We start from the raw sequence: 20,043 nt of genomic DNA on the forward strand, positions 1-20,043 counted from the left end.
CCCCCGTACTACCGGGTCGGGTGCGGGGCGGACTCCGGTGTGCGCAGTGCGGCCGACACGCACCGGCGGCCGGCCCCGGGGCTCGCGAAAGTGCGCCCGGGACCGGCCTCCTGTTTTCGTACGGGTCACTCAGTGGGCCGCGGCCACCGGCTTGTCGCCGCGGTGGGTCATCTCCTCGCCCGGCTCCATCGGGGCCGTCACCTCGTCGTCGTCGGCGCGCGTGCCGATGTGGTTGAAGACGAGGTTGAGGACGACGGCCGCGAGGCAGCCGGTGGAGATGCCGGAGTCCAGGATGATCTTCGCGGTCTCCGGGAAGTGGTGGTAGAAGGTCGGGGCGGCGATCGGGATGATGCCGACCGCGAGGGAGACGGCGACGATCAGGACGTTGTTGTCCTTCTCCAGGCCCGCCTTGACGAGGGTCTGGATGCCGCTGGCCGCGACCGAACCGAAGAGCACGATGCCGGCGCCGCCGAGCACCGGGCGCGGGACGACCGCGATCAGTGAGGCGGCGATCGGGCACAGGCCCATCAGGATCAGGAAGCCGCCACCGGCCGCGACCACGAACCGGCTGCGGATCCTGGTCATCGCGACCAGGCCGATGTTCTGGGCGAAGGCGCTGCACATGAAGCCGTTGAACAGCGGGCTGACCGCCGAGCCGAGGGCGTCGGCGCGCAGTCCCGCGGCGATGGTCTTCTCGTCGGCGGGGCGCTCGACGATTTCACCGAGGGCCAGCATGTCGGCCGTCGACTCGGTCATCGAGACCAGCATGACCACGCACATGGAGATGATCGCGGCGGCCACGAACTGCGGTGCGCCGAAGTGGAACGGCGTGGGGAAGCCGACGATGCTCGCCTCGGTGACCGGCGAGAAGTCGGTGACGCCGAACGGGATCGCGATGAGCGTGCCGATGACCAGGCCGAGGAGTACGGCGATCTGCTTGACGAAGCCGCGGGTGAAGCGGCGCAGCAGCAGGACGACCACCAGGGTGATGCCGGCGAGGCCGAGGAAGGTCGTCGAACCGTAGTCCGCCGCCTTGGGGTTGGGGCCCTGCGCCCAGCCGAAGGCGACGGGCAGGAGCGAGACGCCGATCAGGGTGATGACCGTGCCGGTGACCACCGGCGGGAAGAAGCGGACCAGTTTGGAGAAGAAGGGGGCGGCTATGAAGCCGATCGCTCCCGCGACGATGATCGCGCCGAAGATGACCGGGAGCGCGTCCTCCTTGGACTGGCCGTCCGCGATGGCCAGCATCGGGGCGACACCGGCGAAGGTGACGCCGTTGACGAAGGGGAGCCGGGCGCCGATGTTCCAGACGCCGAGCGTCTGGAGGAGGGTGGCGAGGCCGGCCATGAAGAGGCTCGCGCCGGTGAGGAAGGTGAGTTCCTTGCCGGACAGGCCCACGGCGGCGCCGACGATCAGGGGTGGTGCGACGACGCCCGCGTACATGGCGGCGACGTGCTGGAGGCCGGTCGTGGCGAGTTTCAGGGGTGGCATCCCCTGGTCGACCGGGTGTTTCCCGGCGGGGGCCGCCGAATCGGGCGTGGTGTTCTCGGAAGTGGGCTTCTCCTCGTCGGTGCCGTCCGTCGAAGAGCCTTGCGCGGTGAACCTGGGCGTCTTGGCCACAGCGTCCTCCTGTCGTTTCCAGTGCCGTCGTTGGCACGTGATTCAGGGAGGTGGTGCGTATGTGCAAGTGCTGGTGGTGCTCAGGGGGGGGTGCGGAAGGTGCTGTCTTGTGCCGTCGCCCGGGTACGCCGGACCGCCCCGGGGGCGTGAGGTATTGGGCCACGCCCCCGGGAACGGCTCCTGAGCAGCCCGCTCGGCTGCTCAGTTCCGGCCGGGAGCCGTCCCTCCCGGCCGGAATTCTCTGCCCCCGACGAGAACTCGGGGGGCTTGGGTGTACGAGGTGCCGCTCAGCGGGGCTGCGCGGCGATCCGCGCGAGCCGCTGGGACTCGTCCCGCGCACTGCGGGCGATGGCGTCCTCGTCCACCGTGATCAGGTGGTTGCCCTCGACGACGGGCCGGCCGTTGACGAGTGACAGGGTGACCGGTGCCGCCGCGCCGAAGACGATGGCGGTGACCGGGTCGGCGATGGTGGAGTGGCCGAGGCCGTCGATCTTCCACATCACCAGGTCTGCGAGCTTGCCGGCTTCGAGCGAGCCGATCTGCTCCGCGCGGCCCAGGACCTGGGCTCCTCCGTAGGTGCCCAGGCGCAGCGCCTGGCGGGCGTTGAGCGCGCTCTCGCGGTGCTCGGTGTTGAGGCGGTTGATCAGGAGCGCGTTGCGCAGCTCGGTGTGCAGCTCACCGGACTCGTTGGAGGCGGTGCCGTCGACACCGAGGCCGACCGGTACGCCGGCCTTCAGCATGTCGGGGACCCGGGCGATGCCCGCGGCGAGGCGCGCGTTGGAGGAGGGGCAGTGGGCGACGCCGGTGCCGGTGCGGGCGAAGGCGGCGATGTCGGAGTCGTTCATGTGGACGCAGTGCGCCATCCACACGTCGCTGCCGAGCCAGCCCGTCGACTCGAAGTAGTCGGTGGGGCCCATGCCGAACAGCTCGTGGCAGAACTTCTCCTCCTCGACCGTCTCGCTGCCGTGGGTGTGCAGCCGTACTCCCTTGCGGCGCGCCAGCTCGGCGCCCTGCTTCATGAGTTCGGTCGACACGGAGAACGGCGAGCACGGGGCGACCGCGATCTGGGTCATCGAGTCGAAGGAGGCGTCGTGGTGCTGGTCGACGGTCGCCTCGGTGGCGGCGAGCGCGCCTTCCAGGGTCTCCACCGCGAAGTCCGGCGGCAGTCCGCCGTCCTTCTCGCTGCGGTCCATGGAGCCGCGGGCCAGCGTGAAGCGCACACCCATGTCGCGGGCCGCGGTGACGATGGCGGTGGAGAGGTCGCCCGAGTTCTTCGGGAAGACGTAGTGGTGGTCCATGGCGGTGGTGACACCGCCGCGGGCCATCATGGCCAGGGAGCCCCGGGCGGCCGCCGTCACCATCTGCTCGTCGATCCGCGCCCAGGTCGGGTACAGGGCGACGAGCCAGTTGAACAGGTTGTGGTCGGTGGCCAGGCCCCGGGTGATCCACTGGTAGAAGTGGTGGTGCGTGTTGACCAGGCCGGGGGTGACGAGGTGGCCGGTGCCGTCGATGCGGCGGACCACGTTTTCCAGGCCTGCGGGCGCCGCGCCCGCTCCGATGGACTCGATCCGGTTGCCCGCGACGACGACGTGGCCCGACGCGTACTCGGTGTCGTTGGCGTCGACTGTCGCGATCGCGCAGTTCTCGATGACGATGCGCGAAACTTCTGCTGCCGGTGCTGCCATGGTGTTTCCTTTACCTCTGTTTTTATCGGGCACGGCAGGACCCTAGGAGGATTTGAGTGCCACGGGCGTCGCTGGAGTGCGCCGCTCGCGGGTGCCGAGATGGTGGAAGAACAGGTTGAGCAGGACCGCGACCAGTGCGCCGGCGCTGATGCCGGAGCCCAGGACGGTCTGTGCCCAGGCCGGGAAGTCCGCGTAGAAGGTGGGCGCGGCGAGCGGGGTGATGCCCGCGCCGAGCGCCACCGCCACGAGGATGATGTTCGAGCTGTCGTCGAGTCCGGCCTCGGAGAGGGTACGGATGCCGCTGACCGCGATCGAGCCGAAGAGGACGATGCCGGCGCCGCCGAGGACGGGCATCGGGACCATCGAGACAACCGCGCCGAGGACGGGGAAGGCGCCGAGGAAGAGCAGGGCGCCGCCCGCGACGGCGACGACGTACCGGCTGCGCACCCGGGTGAGGGTGACCACGCCGACGTTCTGGGCGAAGGCGCTGGTCGGGAAGCCGCCGAAGACGGGGCCCACCAGGGTGGCGATGCCGTCGGTGCGCAGGCCCCGGGTGAGGGTCCGCCCGTCGCAGTCGCGTTCGCAGATCTTGCCGAGGGCGAGCATCCCGGCCGAGGACTCGGTCATCAGGACCAGCATCACGATGCACAGCGAGAGGATCGCGGCGGGCTGGAACTCGGGGGCGCCGAAGGCGAAGGGCGTGGGCAGCGCGGCGATCGGGGCTTCCTTCAGCCCGCTGAAGTCGGCCAGGCCGAAGGGGATGGCGGCCAGCGTGCCGATCAGCATGCCGAAGAGCAGGGCCACCTGCTTGACGAAACCCTTGCCGAACCGCTGGATGAGCAGGATGACGCCCAGGGTGAAGGCGGCGAGCGCCAGGTATTTCATGTCGCCGAAGTCGGCGGCTTCCTTGTCGCCGCCCTGGGCCCAGGAGACCGGGACGGGCATCAGCGTGACGCCGATCAGGGTGATCACGACGCCGGTGACCAGCGGCGGGAAGAAGCGCAGCAGCCTGCCGAAGAACGGGCCGACGGCGAGGCAGAACACTCCGGCGACCATCACCGCGCCGTAGATGGCGGGGAGCTGGTGTCCGGGCGCGCTGGTCTCGGCGATGGCCAGCATCGGCGCGATGCCGGCGGAGGAGGCGGCGTTGACGAAGGGCAGCCGGTTCCCGGCGAACTGCGTCAGGCCGATGGTCTGCAGGATCGTGGCGAGTCCGGCGATCAGCAGGCTCGCGGCGATCAGCCGGGTCATTCCGGCGGCGTCCAGGCCGCAGGCCTGTCCGATGATGAGCGGAGGGGTGACGACGCCCGCGTACATGGCGGCGATGTGCTGGAGCGCGGCGGGGACGAGCCGCTTGGCGGGGAGCTTCTCGTCCACCGGGTGCACGGGGTCGAGGAGGTCGACCGGCTTCCCGGCAGGAGTGCTCTCCTCCGTGCGGGTGGAACACGGGCCTTCTGCTGCCGGCCCCTTTGCTGGCTGTGCCATGGATGTTCGTTCCCTCCGGTCCGCCGGCGCCGCCCCCTGCTGCGGGCAGGAGAGCGGCGCGGACGTGACCGCGTCAGAGGTTGGTCATGTCGACCGGGATCTGCGGCTCGACTCCGTCCCGGAGGATGGTGGCCTCGATGAGGCCGTACGGGCGGTCGGCGGCGAAATAGACCTCGTTGTCGTTCTTCAGCCCGAACGGTTCGAGGTCGACCAGGAAGTGGTGGTTGTTGGGCAGCGAGAAGCGGATCTCGTCGACCTCGCTACGGCTGTTGATGACCCGCGAACCCATCTGGTACAGCGTCTGCTGGAGCGAGAGGGAGTACGTCTCGGCGAACGCCTGGAGGATGTGCTTCTTGGCCTGCTCGTACGACTTCTCCCAGTTGGGCATCCGCTGGTCGTCGCTGGTCCAGTTGTAACGCCAGGCGGCGGACACGTCGGTGCACAGGATGCGGTCGTACGCCTCCTTGAGCGTCGTGTACTTGTCCTTGACGTAACCCCAGAACTCCGAGTTGGTGGAGTTCATCACCGTCAGGTCCTTGAGCCCGGAGATGATCTCCCAGTTCGTCCCGTCGAAGGTGATCTGGGTGGTGCGCAGCTCCTGGCCCTTGCGGGCGAAGGAGTGGTTGACCTCGTCGGAGCCGATGAACTTGGAGTTGTTGTCCGAGGTGGCGATGCGCTCCCAGGAGTACTCCTCGATCCGGATGCGCGCCCGCTCGATGGGCTCCTGCGAGGTCACGAAGTGCCGGGCGAGGTGGATGCCGAACTGCTCGGCGGACTCGATGCCGTACTCCTTGGCGAAGGCGTACACCGTGTTCTTGGTGGTGTCCGTCGGCAGGACGTTCGCGTTCGATCCTGAGTAGTGCACGTCGTCCATGTCGCCGGAGAGGGCGACCGAGACGTTCAGGTCCTTGATGTGGTGGGTGTCGCCGTCCCGCGTGATCTTGACGACGCGGTTCTCTGCTTTGCCGTACTGGTTCTGGCCGAGAATGGTGGGCATCAGTGCTAGCTCCCTCGATATACGGAGTAGCCGAACGGGTTGAGCAGCAGCGGTACGTGGAAGTGTTCGCCCGGTACGACGGCGAAGGTGATCGCCACTTCCGGGAAGAACGCGCCGCTGTCCCTTGCGCGGGGGGCGTCCTGCTGAGCCTCGGCTTCGGTCTTGCTCTTGCGTACGCTGTGCTTGTTCGAAAAGTAGGTCTCGGTCTCGAAGTCGAGCCGGACGTGGGTCGTGCCCTCCGGCAGGGCCGGGAGGTCCTTGCAGCGCCCGTCCGCGTCGGTCTGCGAACCGCCGAGTGCGACCCATTGCGCCGCGGCGCCGCTGCGGGCGCTGAGCGAGATGGCGACGCCTTCTGCGGGGCGGCCGACGCTGGTGTCCAGGATGTGCGTGGACACCGAGGCGGTGGTGGCAGTACTCATCAGTTCTCTTCTTCCGATTCCACGAAGCGGGTCAGCCGGATGCGGTTGATCTTGCCCAGTTCGGTGCGGACGATCTCCCGCTCCGCCTCGGGCGAGTTCCCGCTCCGCTCACGCACCGCGTCGCGCATCTGCTCCCCGGTGGCACCGGTGGCGCAGATCAGGAAGACATGCCCGAATTTCTCCTGGTAGGCCAGGTTCAGTTCGAGCATCTCGGCCTTGAGTTCCTCGGAGGCGCCGGCCATGCCCCGCTGTTCGCGGGAGGAGGTCGGGTCCCCGGGCTTCGGGCGGCCGATCGGCGGGTGTCCCGCCATTGCTTCGGAGAGGTCCTCGGCGGTGAGCTCCGCGAGGGCGGCGTCACTGGCGAGGAACAGCTCTTCCGCGGAGGCGTACGGGCGCTGGGCGAGAAGCCTGCTCCCCCACGCCGAGCTGGCGCACACCTCGTGGAGCGCGGCCTGGGCCTCACTCGCGGGGAGGGTGTTGAACCGGGAAAGGCCCGGTGTCTGGACCGAAGTCACGGGAGCCTCCGTGGCCTTGTGCTGGACGGGCTGCGCATAGCTAACGCTCTCAACAACTGGACGTCAACAGTTTGTTGAAACTTCGCGAACACAAAAGCCGCCGTCCCCTTGGGGGGACGGCGGCGGCTCAAAATGATCGATCAAATGGGGGTCACCTCACCCCGCATGAAGGCCCGCGGGCGGGGCGACTAGTCCCCCTTGGCGGCGTTTTCCCTGTTCAGGTAGTTGTAGACGGTGAAGCGGGACACGCCGAGCGCCCCCGCCACCGTCTCCACCCCGTGCCGCACCGAGAAGGCGCCGCGCGCCTCCAGGGTCCGTACGACCGACTGCTTGGACTTGCGGTCCAGCTCGGCGAGCGGCATGCCGTGCCCGCGCTCCAGGGCGGCCAGGATGTGATCCAGGGAGTCGGAGAGCTGGGGCAGCCGTACGGCGACGACGTCCTCGCCCTCCCAGGCGAGCACCACGTCGTCGCGCCCGGCCCTGCCCGGCTCCATCAGCTCGGCCCCCATGGCGTCGACGAGCGGCTTGACCGCCGTGACCAGCGGGTGGTCCCCGGGCTCCGTCATGTACCAGCCTCCCCGTTCTCGTCACTGCCGGCGGCCTCGCCGTTCCCGTCGCCGTCGGCGGCCTCGCCGATCACGTTGACCTGCAACGAAACCCGGGTGGCGCCGGCGGCGAGGGACTTGCGCAGCAGGGCGTCGACCGCGGTGAGCACCGCGTCCGCGCCGCCTTCGGCGGTATTGCCGAAGGGGCCCACGTCCACCGCGTCCAGCCCGGCCGCCTGGATCACCTCGCGGGCGGCTACCGCATGCGGGGGCGCCTCGTCGAGATCGAAGGGCTCGGTCGTGAACTCCACTCTCAATCGCACGCGCTCAACCTAGCGGGCGGGAGACGAAATCCGGCAGCCCCTCTTGACAAGTGCGAAGCTCCAGTTGCAACCTTCCATCAAGCAGAAAATAACTTCCGCAATACGGAAGGAGCGCCGAACGCCTTATGGGCTACACGGACCAGCGCTTCGATGTGAACCTCTCGATCCTCTTCACGGAACTCCCGCTCCTGGAGCGTCCCGCGGCAGCAGCCGCGGCGGGCTTCACGGCGGTCGAGCTGTGGTGGCCATGGATCGAGACCCCCACCCCCGACCAGGCCGAGCTCGACGCCCTGAAGAAGGCGCTCGACGACGCCGGCACCCAGCTGGTGGGCCTGAACTTCTACGCAGGGCAGCTTCCAGGACCGGACCGCGGCGCACTGTCGGTCCCCGGCGACGAGTCGGACCGCTTCCGCGCCAACATCGACGTGGCGGCCGACTTCGCCGCCTCGGTCGGCTGCAAGGCGCTCAACGCGCTCTACGGCAACCGCATCGAGGGCGTCGACCCGCAGGTCCAGGACACCCTCGCCCTGGAGAACCTCGTCCTGGCGGCCCGCGCGGCCGACCGGGTCGGGGCGATCCTCCTGGTCGAGGCCCTGAACAAGCCGGAGTCACCGCTCTACCCGCTGGTGAGCGCACCGTCCGCGATCGAGGTCGTCGACAAGGTGAACGCGGCGACGGGACTGGGCAACGCCAAGTTCCTGCTCGACCTGTACCACCTGTCGATGAACGGCGAGGACCTGGGCGAGGTCATCGACGCGTACGCGGAGAAGACCGGCCACGTGCAGATCGCCGACAACCCGGGCCGCGGCGCGCCGGGCTCCGGGAACCTCGACTTCGTCGAGCTGCTCGGCCGCCTGAAGAAGGCGGGCTACCAGGGCTGGGTCGGCCTGGAGTACAAGCCGGGCGACCGCCCGAGCGCGGGCGCGTTCGAGTGGCTTCCGCAGCCGCTCCGCGCCGCCAACTGACGTATTTGACAAGGTTTTTGAGAGAGGCACCCGTATGAGCACGCTTCCCAAGATCGGTTTCATCGGCCTCGGCATCATGGGCTCCCCCATGTCCGAGAACCTGCTGAAGGCCGGTTACGACGTCACCGGGTTCACCCTGGAGCAGGCCAAGATCGACCGCCTGGTCGCCGCCGGCGGCAAGGGCGCGGGCTCGATCGCCGAGGCCGTCAAGGACGCCGACGTCATCGTCACGATGGTGCCCGCGTCGCCCCAGGTGGAGGCCATCGCCTACGGCGAGGACGGCATCCTGGAGAACGCGAAGCGGGGCGCGCTGCTGATCGACATGTCCTCGATCACCCCGCAGACCTCCATCGACCTGGCGAAGGCCGCCGCCGAGAAGGGCCTGCGCGTCCTGGACGCCCCGGTCTCCGGCGGCGAGGCCGGCGCGATCGAGGCCGTGCTGTCCATCATGGTCGGCGGCGAGCAGGCGGACTTCGACTCCGCCAAGCCGGTCCTCGAGGCCCTCGGCAAGACCATCGTGCTGTGCGGGCCGCACGGCTCGGGCCAGACGGTGAAGGCCGCCAACCAGCTGATCGTCGCGGTCAACATCCAGGCGTGCGCCGAGGCCGTGGTCTTCCTGGAGAAGTCCGGCGTGGACCTCGCCGCGGCCCTGGACGTCCTCAACGGCGGTCTGGCCGGCTCGACCGTCCTGACCCGCAAGAAGGACAACTTCCTCAAGCGCGACTTCGCGCCCGGCTTCCGGATCGACCTGCACCACAAGGACATGGGCATCGTCACCGACGCCGCCCGCAATGTCGGTGCGGCGCTCCCCGTCGGCGCGGTCGTCGCCCAGCTGGTCGCCTCGCTGCGCGCCCAGGGCGACGGCGGCCTGGACCACTCGGCGCTGCTCCGCGCGGTCGAGCGGCTGTCCGGCCAGCAGGTCTGACACCCGTCGGGGCCGGTCCGGCGAGCAGGTCCAACACCTGTCGGGGCGTAGGCCCTGACCTGCGGCTTCTTCAACGAAGCCGCCCTCATTCTCCGGGCTGCGGCGGCGCTGACACCTGTCCTGTCGCGCCCAGGCGCCGCCGCGGCCCGGGTCCCACTCTTGCGCCACCCCGCTCCACTCTTAAATTCAACAAACTGTTGACGTCACGTTCTCCGCGTACTTACGCTCCTCACGCCGCCAGCAGATCCCGCAGGAAGGTCCCAAGGTCACCATGTTGAAGCGTGTGCTCACGACCGAGTCAGGCGCCCCGGTCGCCGACAACCAGAATTCCGCCTCCGCCGGTGCCGGTGGCCCGCTCCTCCTCCAGGACCAGCACCTGCTGGAGAAGCTCGCCCGGTTCAACCGTGAGCGCATCCCGGAGCGCGTCGTCCACGCCCGCGGTTCCGGCGCGTACGGCTACTTCGAGGTCACCGACGACGTCACCGGCTTCACCCGTGCGAACTTCCTGAACGAGGTCGGCAAGCGCACCGAGACGTTCATCCGCTTCTCCACCGTCGCGGACAACCTCGGCGGCGCGGACGCGGTCCGCGACCCGCGCGGTTTCGCGCTGAAGTTCTACACCGAAGAGGGCAACTACGACCTCGTCGGCAACAACACCCCGGTGTTCTTCATCAAGGACCCGGTCAAGTTCCCCGACTTCATCCACTCGCAGAAGCGCGACCCCTTCACGGGCAAGCAGGAGCCGGACAACGTCTGGGACTTCTGGGCGCACTCCCCCGAGGCGACGCACCAGATCACCTGGCTGATGGGCGACCGCGGCATCCCCGCCTCGTACCGTCACATGAACGGCTACGGCTCGCACACCTACCAGTGGACGAACGCCCTGGGCGAGGCCTTCTTCGTCAAGTACCACTTCAAGACGAACCAGGGCATCCGCTCGCTCTCGTCCGACCAGGCCGCGGAGATCGTCGGCAAGGACGCCAACTCGCACCAGACGGACCTGCTCCAGGCCATCGAGCGCGGGGTGAACCCGTCCTGGACCCTGTACGTGCAGATCATGCCGGCGGCCGAGGCGGCGGACTACCGCTTCAACCCGTTCGACGTGACGAAGGTGTGGCCGCACGCGGACTACCCGCTGCAGCGGGTGGGCCGGCTGGTGCTGGACCGCAACCCGGACAACGTCTTCGCCGAGGTCGAGCAGGCCGCGTTCTCCCCGAACAACTTCGTCCCGGGCATCACCGCCTCGCCGGACAAGATGCTCCAGGGCCGCATGTTCGCCTACGCGGACGCGCACCGCTACCGCCTGGGCGTCAACCACACCCAGCTGCCGGTGAACGCGCCGAAGAACGCGCCCGCGGACAACTACGGCCGCGACGGCTCCTACGCCACCCGCTACGGCTCGCGCCACGACAAGAACTACGAGCCCAACTCGTACGACGGTCCGGCGCAGACGGACGCCCCGCTGGGCGCCCCGGCCGAGCTGACCGGCTGGACCGGTACCTACACCACCACCCAGCACGTCAAGGACGACCACTTCTTCCAGGCCGGTGAGCTCTACCGCCTGATGTCGTCCGACGAGCAGGCCCGCCTGATCGCCAACATCGCCGGCGGCCTGTCCCAGGTCACCCGCGACGACGTGATCGAGAAGAACCTCGCCCACTTCCACGCCGCGGACCCGGAGTACGGCAAGCGCGTCGAAGAGGCCGTCCGCGAACTGCGCGACGACAAGTAGGCCGAGGCACAGATTTCCAGACCGCGGCCGGGATTTGACGGGAGGTCAGGTCCCAGCCGCTGTCCGTACCGACGGCCCGATTGAGGGGTGGCCGGCGGTACGGACACGAACGAGGCCCGCGGTGGCGGCGAGCCAGTGCGGTGGTGAAGGCGGCCGGGTGCTGCTCCGTGACCTGAGCGGAGTGGCTTTCGACCGCTCATCGCCCCACCGCGGCCTCATTCGTCTCCCCCTTCAGTCTCCGCCCGGCGGCGGAGGCGTCCTGTCGCGCCCAGCTTGCGCCGCCGGGCGGTATCCACCTCCCCCTACGGCACGCGTAAAGGGTGCGGAGCACGGACGGTCCCGTGCTCCGCACCCTTTTCGCATGCCCCGCGAGGTCCTGGGCCTGTGTGCACGCCCCGCGAGGCTCCGGCCGGTCAGTACCCCGAGGGGCGGACCAGGCCCGACTCGTAGGCGAAGACCGCTGCCTGGGTGCGGTCCCGCAGGGTGAGTTTCTGCAGGATGCGGCTGACGTGCGTCTTGACCGTCTGCTCCGCGACCAGCAGTTCCGCCGCTATCTCCGCATTGGACAGCCCTTGCGCCACCAGGGCCAGGACTTCCGTCTCCCGTTCGGTGAGGTCCCTGACCCGGCCCTGCACCGGTTGCCGCACCGTGCCGCTCACCCGGGAGAACTCGGCGATCAGCCGCTTGGTGAGGTTGGGGGCGAGCAGCGCGTCCCCGGCCGCCACCACCCTTACCGCTTGGGCCAGTTCGTCGGCGGAGGCGTCCTTGAGGAGGAATCCGGAGGCGCCCGCCCGCAGCGCCTCGTACACGTACTCGTCGAGGTCGAAGGTCGTCAGGACGAGCACCTTCAGGCGCGCGCCGGGCTGTTCCATGAGGATGCGGGTGGCGTCGATGCCGCCCAGCTCGGGCATCCGGATGTCCATCAGGACGACGTCCGGGTCCAGCTGCGCCGCCTTGTCGACGGCGTCGCGCCCGTTCACCGCCTGCCCGACGACCTCCATGTCGGGTTCGGCGTCGAGCAGGACGGTGAAGCCCTGGCGGACCATCATCTGGTCGTCGGCGATCATCACCCTGATCGTCATGTGCGGACACTCCCGTGGGGGTCGGTGGAGACGCGGTCGGTCAAGGGCAGGGTGGCGAGCACCTCGTAACCGCCGTCGCACAGCGGCCCTGCGGTCAGTTCACCGCCGAGCATGGCGGCACGCTCCCGCATGCCCAGCAGGCCGTGCCCGGCCCCGGGCGAGGGGGCCACGGGCCGGGCGGGGGCGGTGTTGACCACCCGCAGGGCGAGGGCGGTGGGGTGGTGGGAGACGGTGACGCGCACGCAGCTGCCGGGGGCGTGCCGCATGGCGTTGCTCAGGGCTTCCTGCACGATGCGGTACGCGGAGAGCTCGACCCCCGGGGCGAGCCGGCCGGCCGTGCCGGTGGTCTGCGCCTCGACGCTCAGGCCGGTGGCGCGGACGTTGGCAAGGAGGTCGCCGAGCCTCTCGAGGGTGGGCTGCGGGGCCTGCCCCCCGGAGCCGGTGGAGGCGTCGCCCTCCCGCAGCACGCCCAGTACGCGGCGGAGTTCGGTGAGTGCTTCGACGGCGTTCTGCCGGATACCGGCCAGGTTCTCGCGGAGTTCGGGCGAGGGGTTCTCGGCCAGGTGCGGGGCGACCTGGGCCTGGATGGAGATCACCGACATGTGGTGGGCGACGACGTCGTGCAGTTCGCGGGCGATCCTGCTGCGCTCTTCGAGGAGGGTGCGCCGGGCGCGTTCCTCGGCGGTCAGGCCCTCCTGCTCGACGAGACGGCTGCGGGCGAGCCTGGCGCGGCGCTGGGCGGCGCCGGCGAGCGCGGCGACGCCGAGGACCGTCAGGGGGAGACTGTCGAGCCCGGCCGCCGGTGTCGGCACCGCGAGGGCAGCCACCAGCGCCACCCCCACCGCGACCGCCAGGGAGCACACCCGGACCCGCAGCGCCAGCAGGAAGAGCGCCGTGGCGTGCACCATCAGGCCGGAGCCGGTCCACGGCGCGAGCGCGCCGTCCCGAGCGGGGCCGCCCGCCACCAGTGCGCCGACGACCGTGGTGGCCGTGATGAGCCACCAGCACAGCGCGGGCCGGTTCAGCGTCCCCGCCAGAGCCGCGGCCAGGACGGCGGCGATCACCGTGGCGACGCTGCCGTCCAGCTGGAAGTCGGCCTTGAGGTTCAGGAAGGTGCTGAAGTGCATCGCCACCGCGAAAGCCATCACCAGGACGTGCGGCAGCAGGGGCGGCCAGCCGTCCCGCATCCCTGGCATCGGGTCGGCGCGCAGCGTCAGCAGGTCCTCGCGGACCTGCCGTGCTCCCGCCACCACCAGCTGTTTCGTCCGGCGCACGGCCTTCGCTCCCCCCATGAACGTCACCCTATGCACGACGGTCCACCGGCTCCCGGGCGGGAGGTCCCTGCTGGACGATCAGGCCGCCCGCCGGACGGGGGCGGCCGGACGCCGGCCGCGTGCGGGCGCTTCCCTGCTCGTACGCCCGGAACGCCGTCCAGCACACCAGCAGCGCGCACCCGAAGACCGGCAGCCAGCCCAGCCTGGCGAGTACCCAGAACGCGTCGGTGGGCGGGGTGTGCAGTCCGGGCAGCGGGCGGCCTGCGAAGAGGCCGAGGGCGGTGACGGCCATCATCGCGGTCTGGTGCCAGAGGAAGACGGTCATCGCGGAGAGGTTGACCAGGGCGACCGCGGCCCAGGCGAGGGGCCGCCGCAGGGCGCGGCGCAGCGGGCCGAGGAGGAGCAGGGCCGCCCCGCACTGGGCGACGCCGAAGGTGACGGCGGCGAGGGTGGGCGGGTTGAGGTTGGAGAGAGCCGCGCCGGGGACGCCGACCATCGAGGCGGGGTAGCCCGCGAAGGCGACGAGCGCGGCCGTGGCCGCCGCGCCGCCGGCCAGCAGGATCAGACCGGTGGTGCGCAGTTTCCGGGTCTGCAGTCCGCCGCCCGCCCACAGGGCGCCCAGGCAGTACGGCACGAGCCAGCCCGCGCCGAGGTTGATCCAGCCGAGGCCGTCGGGCCCGCCGAGGCCGAAGCGGAGCAGGTCCACGTGCAGGACGACGGCCAGCGGCCACAGCGGATGCAGTCCGGCGACCAGGGGTGTGGCGGCGGTCAGCGCGGCGAAGACCAGCAGGAACCAGAGGGGGGAGAGCACGAGCTTGAGGAGGGTGTTCAGGGTGTCGAAGGCGACCCCGCCGATGAGCATAACCGCGGTGACGAGGGCCCATACGAGCAGGACGGCGGCGACCGGCCGCAACAGCCTCAGCATCCTGGCCGTCAGCCAGTCCCGGTAGCTGTCGCCCCGGGCCCGCGCGGCGGCGTACCCCTGGGCGCCGACATGTCCGCCGACCATGAAGAAGACGGCAAGGGTCTGCAACAGCCAGGACACCGGAGCGAGTTGGGGCATTTCGTGCAGGGGGCTCGTGCCGTGGACGGTGCCGGTGTCGATGACGAGAGCGGTGACCAGCCAGTGGCCGAGGACCACACCGAGGATGGCGAGTGCGCGCAGGGCGTCGATGCCGCGGTCGCGTCGCGGCGGGGTGGCGGCGTCGATACGGCGGGTCAGGGCGCGCACGGCCCTGCGGGGGTCACGCACGACCGCCCCCGGTGGCGGCGGAGCCGTCGACGATGCGGGCGATGTTCCGCAGGGAGACGGATCCCGGTTTCAGGTAGCCGCTGTGGTCGCTGTCGCCCGCGTCGAAGCGCCGTGCCCCGTAGGCCGGGTTCATCGGGTCCTCACCGAAACCGATGGTGAGCAGCGGGAGTTCGAGGGAGACGTGCGGTACGTCGGCGATCCAGTCGGCGCTGCCGCGGCCCGCCCACACGGTGGCGCGGGTGCCGAGCGCCGCGGCGCTGGGTACGCCGGTTCCGGGGCTGCCGTACAGGACGAGGTGGTCGGCGGGGAGGGCGCGGGCGGCGCGGGCGCAGACGACGCTGCCGTAGGAGTGGCACAGGTAGGTGGCGCGGGCGGAGGGGCGTATCCCCGCCAGCTGAGCGCCGAAGGTGCTGAGTTCCTCTGCCGCCGTGTCCGCCCGGTCGGGGGTCACGGCGTCCGTGCTGACGGTGGCCGGAGTGCGGTAGCCGGCCCAGGCGACGACCGCGCCCCGCTCCCCCAGCTCGTCCAGGAGCGCCTGGGCGCTGCGGCGCAGCCGGTCGTAGTGGTCCACGGAGGTGTCGGCGCCGGGGACCAGGACGGCGACCCGTTCGGCCCGTGCGAGGTCGCCGAAGACTTCGGCGGTGCGCCCGCCGTCGCGCCCGTCGAAGGAGAGGAACGTCCGCTCGTACGTGCCGAGTCGGCGCAGAGCGGCGGCCCGCTTGTGGGCTCCGTGCGCCTCTGCGGTGCGGGCGGCGGCGTGGATGTCGGCGCGCCGGGCGGCGTACCGTCCGGCCAGCTCGTCCGGCGTCGCGCGGTGCAGCGGGGCAAGCACCCGGGGGTCGGGGGCGGGCACCTCCGTCGCCCCTGCCGCGCCCACCACGGGTACGGCCACCGACCCGGCGACCAGGGCGGCGAGCAGCGTACGGCGCAGCCGCCCCCGGCGGGAGGTGCGCGGGGCTCGAGCGCGGGCGGGGGTGCCGGGGCGGGGCGTCATGGTGTCGGCTGGTCCTTCCGTACGGGCAACGTGTGTTGCCGGTACCGAAGTTATGGATCACCGGACGTCGTCCGCGTCCCGCGCGGGAGTGCACCTGCCGCGTACCTCTCAGGTATGACGAGGGGTACGCCAGGGGGCTGGGCATACGGAGGGGCCCGGATGCGGCGGCAGTGGCCGGGCACGCCGGGAGGGCCGGCCGCCGCGTGCTGCGGTGACCGGCCCTTCGCGGTGCTGCGTGCGGTTACTTGGCCGCGAACGGGCGGATCGCGGTCGGCGCGTGGCCGGGCTCGGTCACGATGTCCTCCCACTCGTTGACGGCGTCGATGCCCGCGCCGCTCATCGAGATGTTGGTGATGCGCTCCAGGATCGCCTCGACGACGACCGGCACCCGGAACTCGGCGGCCAGCTTCTTGGCCTCCTCGAAGGCGGGCAGCAGCTGGTCGGGCTCGGTGACCCGGATGGCCTTGCAGCCCAGGCCCTCGACGACCTTGACGTGGTCGACGCCGTAGACGCCCAGCTCCGGGGAGTTGATGTTCTCGAACTCCAGGTTGACCTGGAAGTTGATGTCCAGGTTGCGCTGGGCCTGGCGGATGAGGCCCAGGTAGGAGTTGTTCACCAGGACGTGGACATAGGGGATGTTGTGCTGGGCGCCCACGGCCAGCTCCTCCAGCATGAACTGGAAGTCGTAGTCGCCGGAGAGGGCGACGACCTGGCCCTCGGGGTCGGCGGTGGCGACGCCGAGCGCGGCCGGGATGGTCCAGCCGAGCGGGCCCGCCTGGCCGCAGTTGATCCAGTGGCGCGGCTTGTAGACGTGCAGCATCTGCGCGCCGGCGATCTGGGAGAGGCCGATGGTGGTGACGTACCGGGTCTCCGGGCCGAAGGCCTTGTTCATCTCCTCGTACACGCGCTGCGGCTTGATCGGCACGTTGTCGAAGTGCGTGCGGCGCTGGAGCTGGGCCTTGCGCTCCTGGGTGGAGGCGGCCCAGGCGCTGCGGTCGGGCAGCTTGCCGGCCGCCTTGAGCTCCTTCGCCACCTCGACGAAGAGCTCCAGGGCGGCCTTGGCGTCGGAGGCGATGCCGTAGTCCGGCGCGAAGATCTTGCCGAGCTGGGTGGGCTCGATGTCGACGTGGACGAACTTGCGGCCCTTGGTGTAGACGGCGAGGTCGCCGGTGTGGCGGTTGGCCCACCGGTTGCCGATGCCCAGGACGAAGTCGGACTCCAGGAAGTTCGCGTTGCCGTAGCGGTGCGAGGTCTGGAGGCCGACCATGCCGGCGTTCAGCTCGTGGTCGTCCGCGAGGATGCCCCAGCCCATCAGCGTCGGGATGACCGGGGTGCCGGTCAGCTCGGCGAACTCGACCAGGAGGTCGGTGGCGTCGGCGTTGATGATGCCGCCGCCGGCGACGATCAGCGGGCGCTCGGACTCCAGCAGGAGGGAGATCGCCTTCTCGACCTGGGCGCGGCTCGCGGTCGGCTTGTAGACCGGCAGCGGCTGGTACGTGTCGGGGTCGAACTCGATCTCGGTGAGCTGCACGTCGATCGGCAGGTCGATGAGGACCGGTCCGGGACGGCCGGAGCGCATCAGGTGGAAGGCCTCCTGGAAGACGCCCGGAACCTGCGCGGCCTCCAGGACGGTGGTGGCCTTCTTGGTGACCGGCTTGGCGATCGACGCGATGTCGACGGCCTGGAAGTCCTCCTTGTGGAGCTTGGCGACCGGCGCCTGGCCCGTGATGCAGAGGATCGGGATCGAGTCGGCGATGGCCGAGTAGAGCCCGGTGATCATGTCGGTGCCGGCGGGGCCGGACGTACCGATGCAGACGCCGATGTTGCCGGCGTTGCTGCGGGTGTAGCCCTCGGCCATGTGAGAGGCGCCCTCGACGTGGCGGGCAAGCGTGTGCTTGATCCCGCCACCGGCCTGGAGGGCCTTGTAGAAGGGGTTGATCGCCGCGCCGGGCACGCCGAACGCGTGGCTCACGCCTTCGCGCTTGAGGATCTCAACTGCTGCGAGCGCAGCGGTCATACGGGGCATCGGGTCACTCCTGCTTCAGGCCGGTTTTCCGTAATGCGGAAGTACTGTTCTGCTATGTGGAAGCAACATAAGGAGGTGAAGGCGGTCCCGTCAAGAGAGGTGTCCACGGATCGCGCGACGGGCGCCCACCGGCCGGCCCGGGAAAGCGCGTACATCGCGGGCGACAGAAAAGAACGGAAGTGCCTGCAAAGTCTTCACAGTTGGTGTGACCATGGACCACGCAGCGCATCGGGCGGTCACCGCACGTCCCGCCCCGTGTGCGCTGTGCTGTGCACTGTGTGTGCGGGGTGCCGTGCTCTGCGTGCCGCACGTGGCACGCGCACGTCGCACGTCGCACGTCGCACCGAACCCGTACCGCGAGTAACTGTCACTGCCCGGATCCGCCTGGGAGGTCCCCCCATGGGAAACAGCGTGCCGGTGCGGTGCCCCGCCTGCCGCCGAGATCACGCGTTCGTCCCGTCGGTCTTCCCCTGCCCGTGCGGTGCACCGCTGGCCCCGCCGCTGCTGCGCGGCGCCCCGCCGCAGCCGATCACGCACCGGACCTGGACGGACTCCTGGGTGACGGTTCGCTGCCCGTCCTGCGGGCGTCAGGACCAGTGGCCGCAGCCGGAGCTGGGCTGCGGCTGCGGCGCGGTGCTGCGCATCCCGGTCCGCCCGGTGCCGACGGTGCCCCCGGCCGGGGATTCCGCCCGCCACCCCGGCACGGAGCCCCCGGAGGTGCCGGACACCCCGCAGGTGCGTACGGGACCGCCGCCCGGCCGGACACAGGAACCGCGCGCGGAGGGCACCCGTCCGTACGGCAGCCCCGCGGGCGGCTTACCCCCGCAAGGTTCTGCCGCGCGAGGCACCCGGCCACAGGGCCCGGCCACGTCGGACGCTCGCCCGGCAGGGGCCGAGGCGCCGGGCACCCAGCCACAGGACGCGGACGGGCCGGGCACTCGCCCCCGAGGAGCGGACGGGCCGGGCACCCGGCCGCAGGACGCGGATGTGCCGGGCACCCGGTCCCAGGGCGCGGACGGGCCGGGCACCCGGCCGGAAGGCCCCGCGGCACCCAGCACTCCCCCGCACGGCCCCCCGCAGTACCCCGCCGGCGGGCCCGCCCCCCGCCCGCCCTTCCGCCCCCTCACCATCCGCACCGCCAGGGACGCCGTCACCGCGGCCGCGCTCTACCTCAAGTGGCTCGGCTTCCGGGGCATCCTGCAGTCCCCCGAGCACCCGGCGTCCGGCATCGACCTGCGGGCCCCCGGCCTGGTCGCGCAGGTCGACCCGGGCACCAGTCCTTCCACCCTGCGCGACGTGGAGTGCCTGTGGCTGCACGGGCTCAACGCGTCGGCGGTCCCGGTCTTCTTCTCCCTCACGGGTTACGAACCCGCCGCCCGCGCCCGCGCCGAGGAACTGGGCGTCCCGCTGTTCGTACTGGACCTCACCGGCACCCCGAAACCGGCCACCCGCGCGGCCGACGCACTGCTGGGCAGCAGCACGGGCACGGGCGGGTAGCCGGCGACCGCCCGTACGTACGGGCGGTCGGGTGCGGCCCCCGGCCGGGCGCGCATCTGACTGAGCTGGTCAGCGGACCACGTCAAAGACGTTCTTCTGCAGGCCGTTGGCGTAGGCCTCGTGCTCCACGAGCTTCAGCTTCTGGGTGTCCTTGTCCGTGGTGCTGAAGAGCCGCTTGCCCGCACCGAGCAGCAGTGGGAAGACGAGCAGGTGGTACCGGTCGATCAGCCCGGCGTCCGACAGCGACCGGTTGAGGGCCGCGCTGCCGTGCATGATGATCGGGCCGCCCTCGGTCTCCTTCAGTGCGGCGACCTCGTCGAGCGAACGCAGGATCGTGTTCTGCCCCCAGTTCGTCACCAGGTCGTCCTCGGCGAGGGTGGTCGAGACGATGTACTTGGGCATCGCCTTGTACTCGGCGAACTCCGCCATGTCGGGCCACACCGGGCTGAACGCCTCGTAGCTGGTCCGGCCGAACAGCATCGCGGTGGCCTCCTGCTGCTCCCGCCCCTTGATTTCGAAGGCCTCGGACAGGAACTCGACGTCCTTGAAGGTCCAGCCGGAGTTCCGGTAGCCGGGCTCGCCGCCCGGGGCTTCGACGACGCCGTCGAGCGAGATGAAGGCGGTGCTGATCAGTGTGCGCATCGGGACGTCCTCGGTGTCTCGTGTGATGTTCTGCTTCATAGACTGCCGCTCCTGCGGAAAATCAT

General features: G+C 70.4%; 18 protein-coding genes. 4 read left to right on the forward strand and 14 right to left on the reverse strand.

Going from position 1 to position 20,043, the window contains the following annotated elements:
- Positions 1 to 129: 129 nt before the first annotated feature.
- From ACFWVV_RS11470 to ACFWVV_RS11505, 8 genes are all read right to left on the reverse strand, one after another.
- Positions 130 to 1,491: a nucleobase:cation symporter-2 family protein gene (locus ACFWVV_RS11470; protein WP_384346816.1), complete on the reverse strand. Its 1,362-nt coding sequence runs from the start codon at positions 1,489 to 1,491 to the stop codon at positions 130 to 132.
- Between the two features lie 416 nt (positions 1,492 to 1,907).
- Entirely contained in the window at positions 1,908 to 3,305 is a 1,398-nt protein-coding gene (locus ACFWVV_RS11475; protein ID WP_384346653.1) for an 8-oxoguanine deaminase, read from the reverse strand.
- Positions 3,306 to 3,347: 42 nt separating this feature from the next.
- Entirely contained in the window at positions 3,348 to 4,790 is a 1,443-nt protein-coding gene (locus ACFWVV_RS11480) for a nucleobase:cation symporter-2 family protein (RefSeq protein WP_384346651.1), read from the reverse strand.
- Positions 4,791 to 4,863: 73 nt separating this feature from the next.
- On the reverse strand, positions 4,864 to 5,787 hold the full coding sequence (gene pucL / locus ACFWVV_RS11485; protein ID WP_384346649.1) for a factor-independent urate hydroxylase: 924 nt from the start codon (positions 5,785 to 5,787) through the stop codon (positions 4,864 to 4,866).
- Between the two features lie 5 nt (positions 5,788 to 5,792).
- The gene (uraH, locus tag ACFWVV_RS11490) at positions 5,793 to 6,206 is read right to left on the reverse strand and encodes a hydroxyisourate hydrolase (protein WP_384346646.1); all 414 of its coding nucleotides are present in this window, start codon (positions 6,204 to 6,206) and stop codon (positions 5,793 to 5,795) included.
- On the reverse strand, positions 6,206 to 6,721 hold the full coding sequence (gene uraD / locus ACFWVV_RS11495; protein ID WP_384346643.1) for a 2-oxo-4-hydroxy-4-carboxy-5-ureidoimidazoline decarboxylase: 516 nt from the start codon (positions 6,719 to 6,721) through the stop codon (positions 6,206 to 6,208). Before uraD ends, uraH begins: the two co-directional genes overlap by 1 nt.
- Before the next feature lie 188 nt (positions 6,722 to 6,909).
- Positions 6,910 to 7,287: a helix-turn-helix domain-containing protein gene (locus ACFWVV_RS11500; RefSeq protein WP_384346640.1), complete on the reverse strand. Its 378-nt coding sequence runs from the start codon at positions 7,285 to 7,287 to the stop codon at positions 6,910 to 6,912.
- Positions 7,284 to 7,589, reverse strand: a complete 306-nt coding sequence (locus ACFWVV_RS11505) for a hypothetical protein (protein ID WP_384346637.1) — start codon at positions 7,587 to 7,589, stop codon at positions 7,284 to 7,286. Before ACFWVV_RS11505 ends, ACFWVV_RS11500 begins: the two co-directional genes overlap by 4 nt.
- Before the next feature lie 125 nt (positions 7,590 to 7,714).
- On the opposite strand from ACFWVV_RS11505, the gene ACFWVV_RS11510 reads away from it, so the two are divergent.
- The 3 genes from ACFWVV_RS11510 (at position 7,715) to ACFWVV_RS11520 (ending at position 11,211) form a co-directional block, all read left to right on the forward strand.
- A complete protein-coding gene (locus ACFWVV_RS11510; RefSeq protein WP_384346634.1) occupies positions 7,715 to 8,554 on the forward strand; it encodes a TIM barrel protein in 840 nt (279 codons plus the stop codon).
- Between the two features lie 34 nt (positions 8,555 to 8,588).
- Positions 8,589 to 9,479: a 2-hydroxy-3-oxopropionate reductase gene (locus ACFWVV_RS11515; RefSeq protein ID WP_384346631.1), complete on the forward strand. Its 891-nt coding sequence runs from the start codon at positions 8,589 to 8,591 to the stop codon at positions 9,477 to 9,479.
- Between the two features lie 271 nt (positions 9,480 to 9,750).
- Positions 9,751 to 11,211 carry a catalase gene (locus ACFWVV_RS11520; protein WP_384346628.1) on the forward strand — a complete coding sequence of 487 codons (1,461 nt, stop codon included), beginning with the start codon at positions 9,751 to 9,753 and terminating at the stop codon, positions 11,209 to 11,211.
- A gap of 413 nt (positions 11,212 to 11,624) precedes the next feature.
- On the opposite strand, the gene ACFWVV_RS11525 is transcribed toward ACFWVV_RS11520, so the two are convergent.
- The 5 genes from ACFWVV_RS11525 to gcl all read right to left on the reverse strand — a co-directional run bounded on the left by ACFWVV_RS11525 (position 11,625) and on the right by gcl (position 17,839).
- Entirely contained in the window at positions 11,625 to 12,293 is a 669-nt protein-coding gene (locus ACFWVV_RS11525; protein WP_384346625.1) for a response regulator, read from the reverse strand.
- On the reverse strand, positions 12,290 to 13,585 hold the full coding sequence (locus tag ACFWVV_RS11530) for a sensor histidine kinase (RefSeq protein WP_384346622.1): 1,296 nt from the start codon (positions 13,583 to 13,585) through the stop codon (positions 12,290 to 12,292). The genes ACFWVV_RS11525 and ACFWVV_RS11530 overlap by 4 nt, the downstream gene beginning before the upstream one ends.
- Before the next feature lie 10 nt (positions 13,586 to 13,595).
- Complete coding sequence (locus ACFWVV_RS11535) at positions 13,596 to 14,819, reverse strand: acyltransferase (protein ID WP_384346619.1); 1,224 nt, start codon at positions 14,817 to 14,819, stop codon at positions 13,596 to 13,598.
- Positions 14,812 to 15,813 (reverse strand): alpha/beta hydrolase, encoded by a 1,002-nt coding sequence (locus ACFWVV_RS11540; protein ID WP_384346616.1) that lies wholly within the window; start codon positions 15,811 to 15,813, stop codon positions 14,812 to 14,814. Before ACFWVV_RS11540 ends, ACFWVV_RS11535 begins: the two co-directional genes overlap by 8 nt.
- A 241-nt stretch (positions 15,814 to 16,054) precedes the next feature.
- The gene (gene gcl, locus ACFWVV_RS11545; protein ID WP_384346613.1) at positions 16,055 to 17,839 is read right to left on the reverse strand and encodes a glyoxylate carboligase; all 1,785 of its coding nucleotides are present in this window, start codon (positions 17,837 to 17,839) and stop codon (positions 16,055 to 16,057) included.
- Between the two features lie 399 nt (positions 17,840 to 18,238).
- Here gcl and ACFWVV_RS11550 point away from each other — a divergent pair, with 399 nt between their 5' ends.
- Entirely contained in the window at positions 18,239 to 19,336 is a 1,098-nt protein-coding gene (locus tag ACFWVV_RS11550; RefSeq protein ID WP_384346610.1) for a hypothetical protein, read from the forward strand.
- A gap of 69 nt (positions 19,337 to 19,405) precedes the next feature.
- Here the strand turns inward: ACFWVV_RS11550 and ACFWVV_RS11555 are convergent, their stop codons facing one another.
- The gene (locus ACFWVV_RS11555) at positions 19,406 to 19,978 is read right to left on the reverse strand and encodes a dihydrofolate reductase family protein (protein ID WP_384346813.1); all 573 of its coding nucleotides are present in this window, start codon (positions 19,976 to 19,978) and stop codon (positions 19,406 to 19,408) included.
- Positions 19,979 to 20,043 lie beyond the last annotated feature (65 nt).

Origin of the sequence: Streptomyces sp. NPDC058663, assembly GCF_042716745.1 — a bacterium.
GTDB lineage: Bacteria > Actinomycetota > Actinomycetes > Streptomycetales > Streptomycetaceae > Streptomyces.

Bases quoted from the DNA above. Each gene is read 5' to 3' on its own strand.
- ACFWVV_RS11525 (WP_384346625.1), bottom strand. From the start codon at position 12,293: ATGACGATCAGGGTGATGATCGCCGACGACCAGATGATGGTCCGCCAG.
- ACFWVV_RS11470 (WP_384346816.1), bottom strand. From the start codon at position 1,491: ATGCCACCCCTGAAACTCGCCACGACCGGCCTCCAGCACGTCGCCGCC.
- ACFWVV_RS11500 (WP_384346640.1), bottom strand. From the start codon at position 7,287: ATGACGGAGCCCGGGGACCACCCGCTGGTCACGGCGGTCAAGCCGCTC.
- pucL (WP_384346649.1), bottom strand. From the start codon at position 5,787: ATGCCCACCATTCTCGGCCAGAACCAGTACGGCAAAGCAGAGAACCGC.
- ACFWVV_RS11480 (WP_384346651.1), bottom strand. From the start codon at position 4,790: ATGGCACAGCCAGCAAAGGGGCCGGCAGCAGAAGGCCCGTGTTCCACC.
- uraH (WP_384346646.1), bottom strand. From the start codon at position 6,206: ATGAGTACTGCCACCACCGCCTCGGTGTCCACGCACATCCTGGACACC.
- ACFWVV_RS11555 (WP_384346813.1), bottom strand. From the start codon at position 19,978: ATGCGCACACTGATCAGCACCGCCTTCATCTCGCTCGACGGCGTCGTC.
- gcl (WP_384346613.1), bottom strand. From the start codon at position 17,839: ATGCCCCGTATGACCGCTGCGCTCGCAGCAGTTGAGATCCTCAAGCGC.
- ACFWVV_RS11475 (WP_384346653.1), bottom strand. From the start codon at position 3,305: ATGGCAGCACCGGCAGCAGAAGTTTCGCGCATCGTCATCGAGAACTGC.
- ACFWVV_RS11540 (WP_384346616.1), bottom strand. From the start codon at position 15,813: ATGACGCCCCGCCCCGGCACCCCCGCCCGCGCTCGAGCCCCGCGCACC.
- ACFWVV_RS11515 (WP_384346631.1), top strand. From the start codon at position 8,589: ATGAGCACGCTTCCCAAGATCGGTTTCATCGGCCTCGGCATCATGGGC.
- ACFWVV_RS11530 (WP_384346622.1), bottom strand. From the start codon at position 13,585: ATGGGGGGAGCGAAGGCCGTGCGCCGGACGAAACAGCTGGTGGTGGCG.
- ACFWVV_RS11510 (WP_384346634.1), top strand. From the start codon at position 7,715: ATGGGCTACACGGACCAGCGCTTCGATGTGAACCTCTCGATCCTCTTC.
- ACFWVV_RS11520 (WP_384346628.1), top strand. From the start codon at position 9,751: ATGTTGAAGCGTGTGCTCACGACCGAGTCAGGCGCCCCGGTCGCCGAC.
- ACFWVV_RS11550 (WP_384346610.1), top strand. From the start codon at position 18,239: ATGGGAAACAGCGTGCCGGTGCGGTGCCCCGCCTGCCGCCGAGATCAC.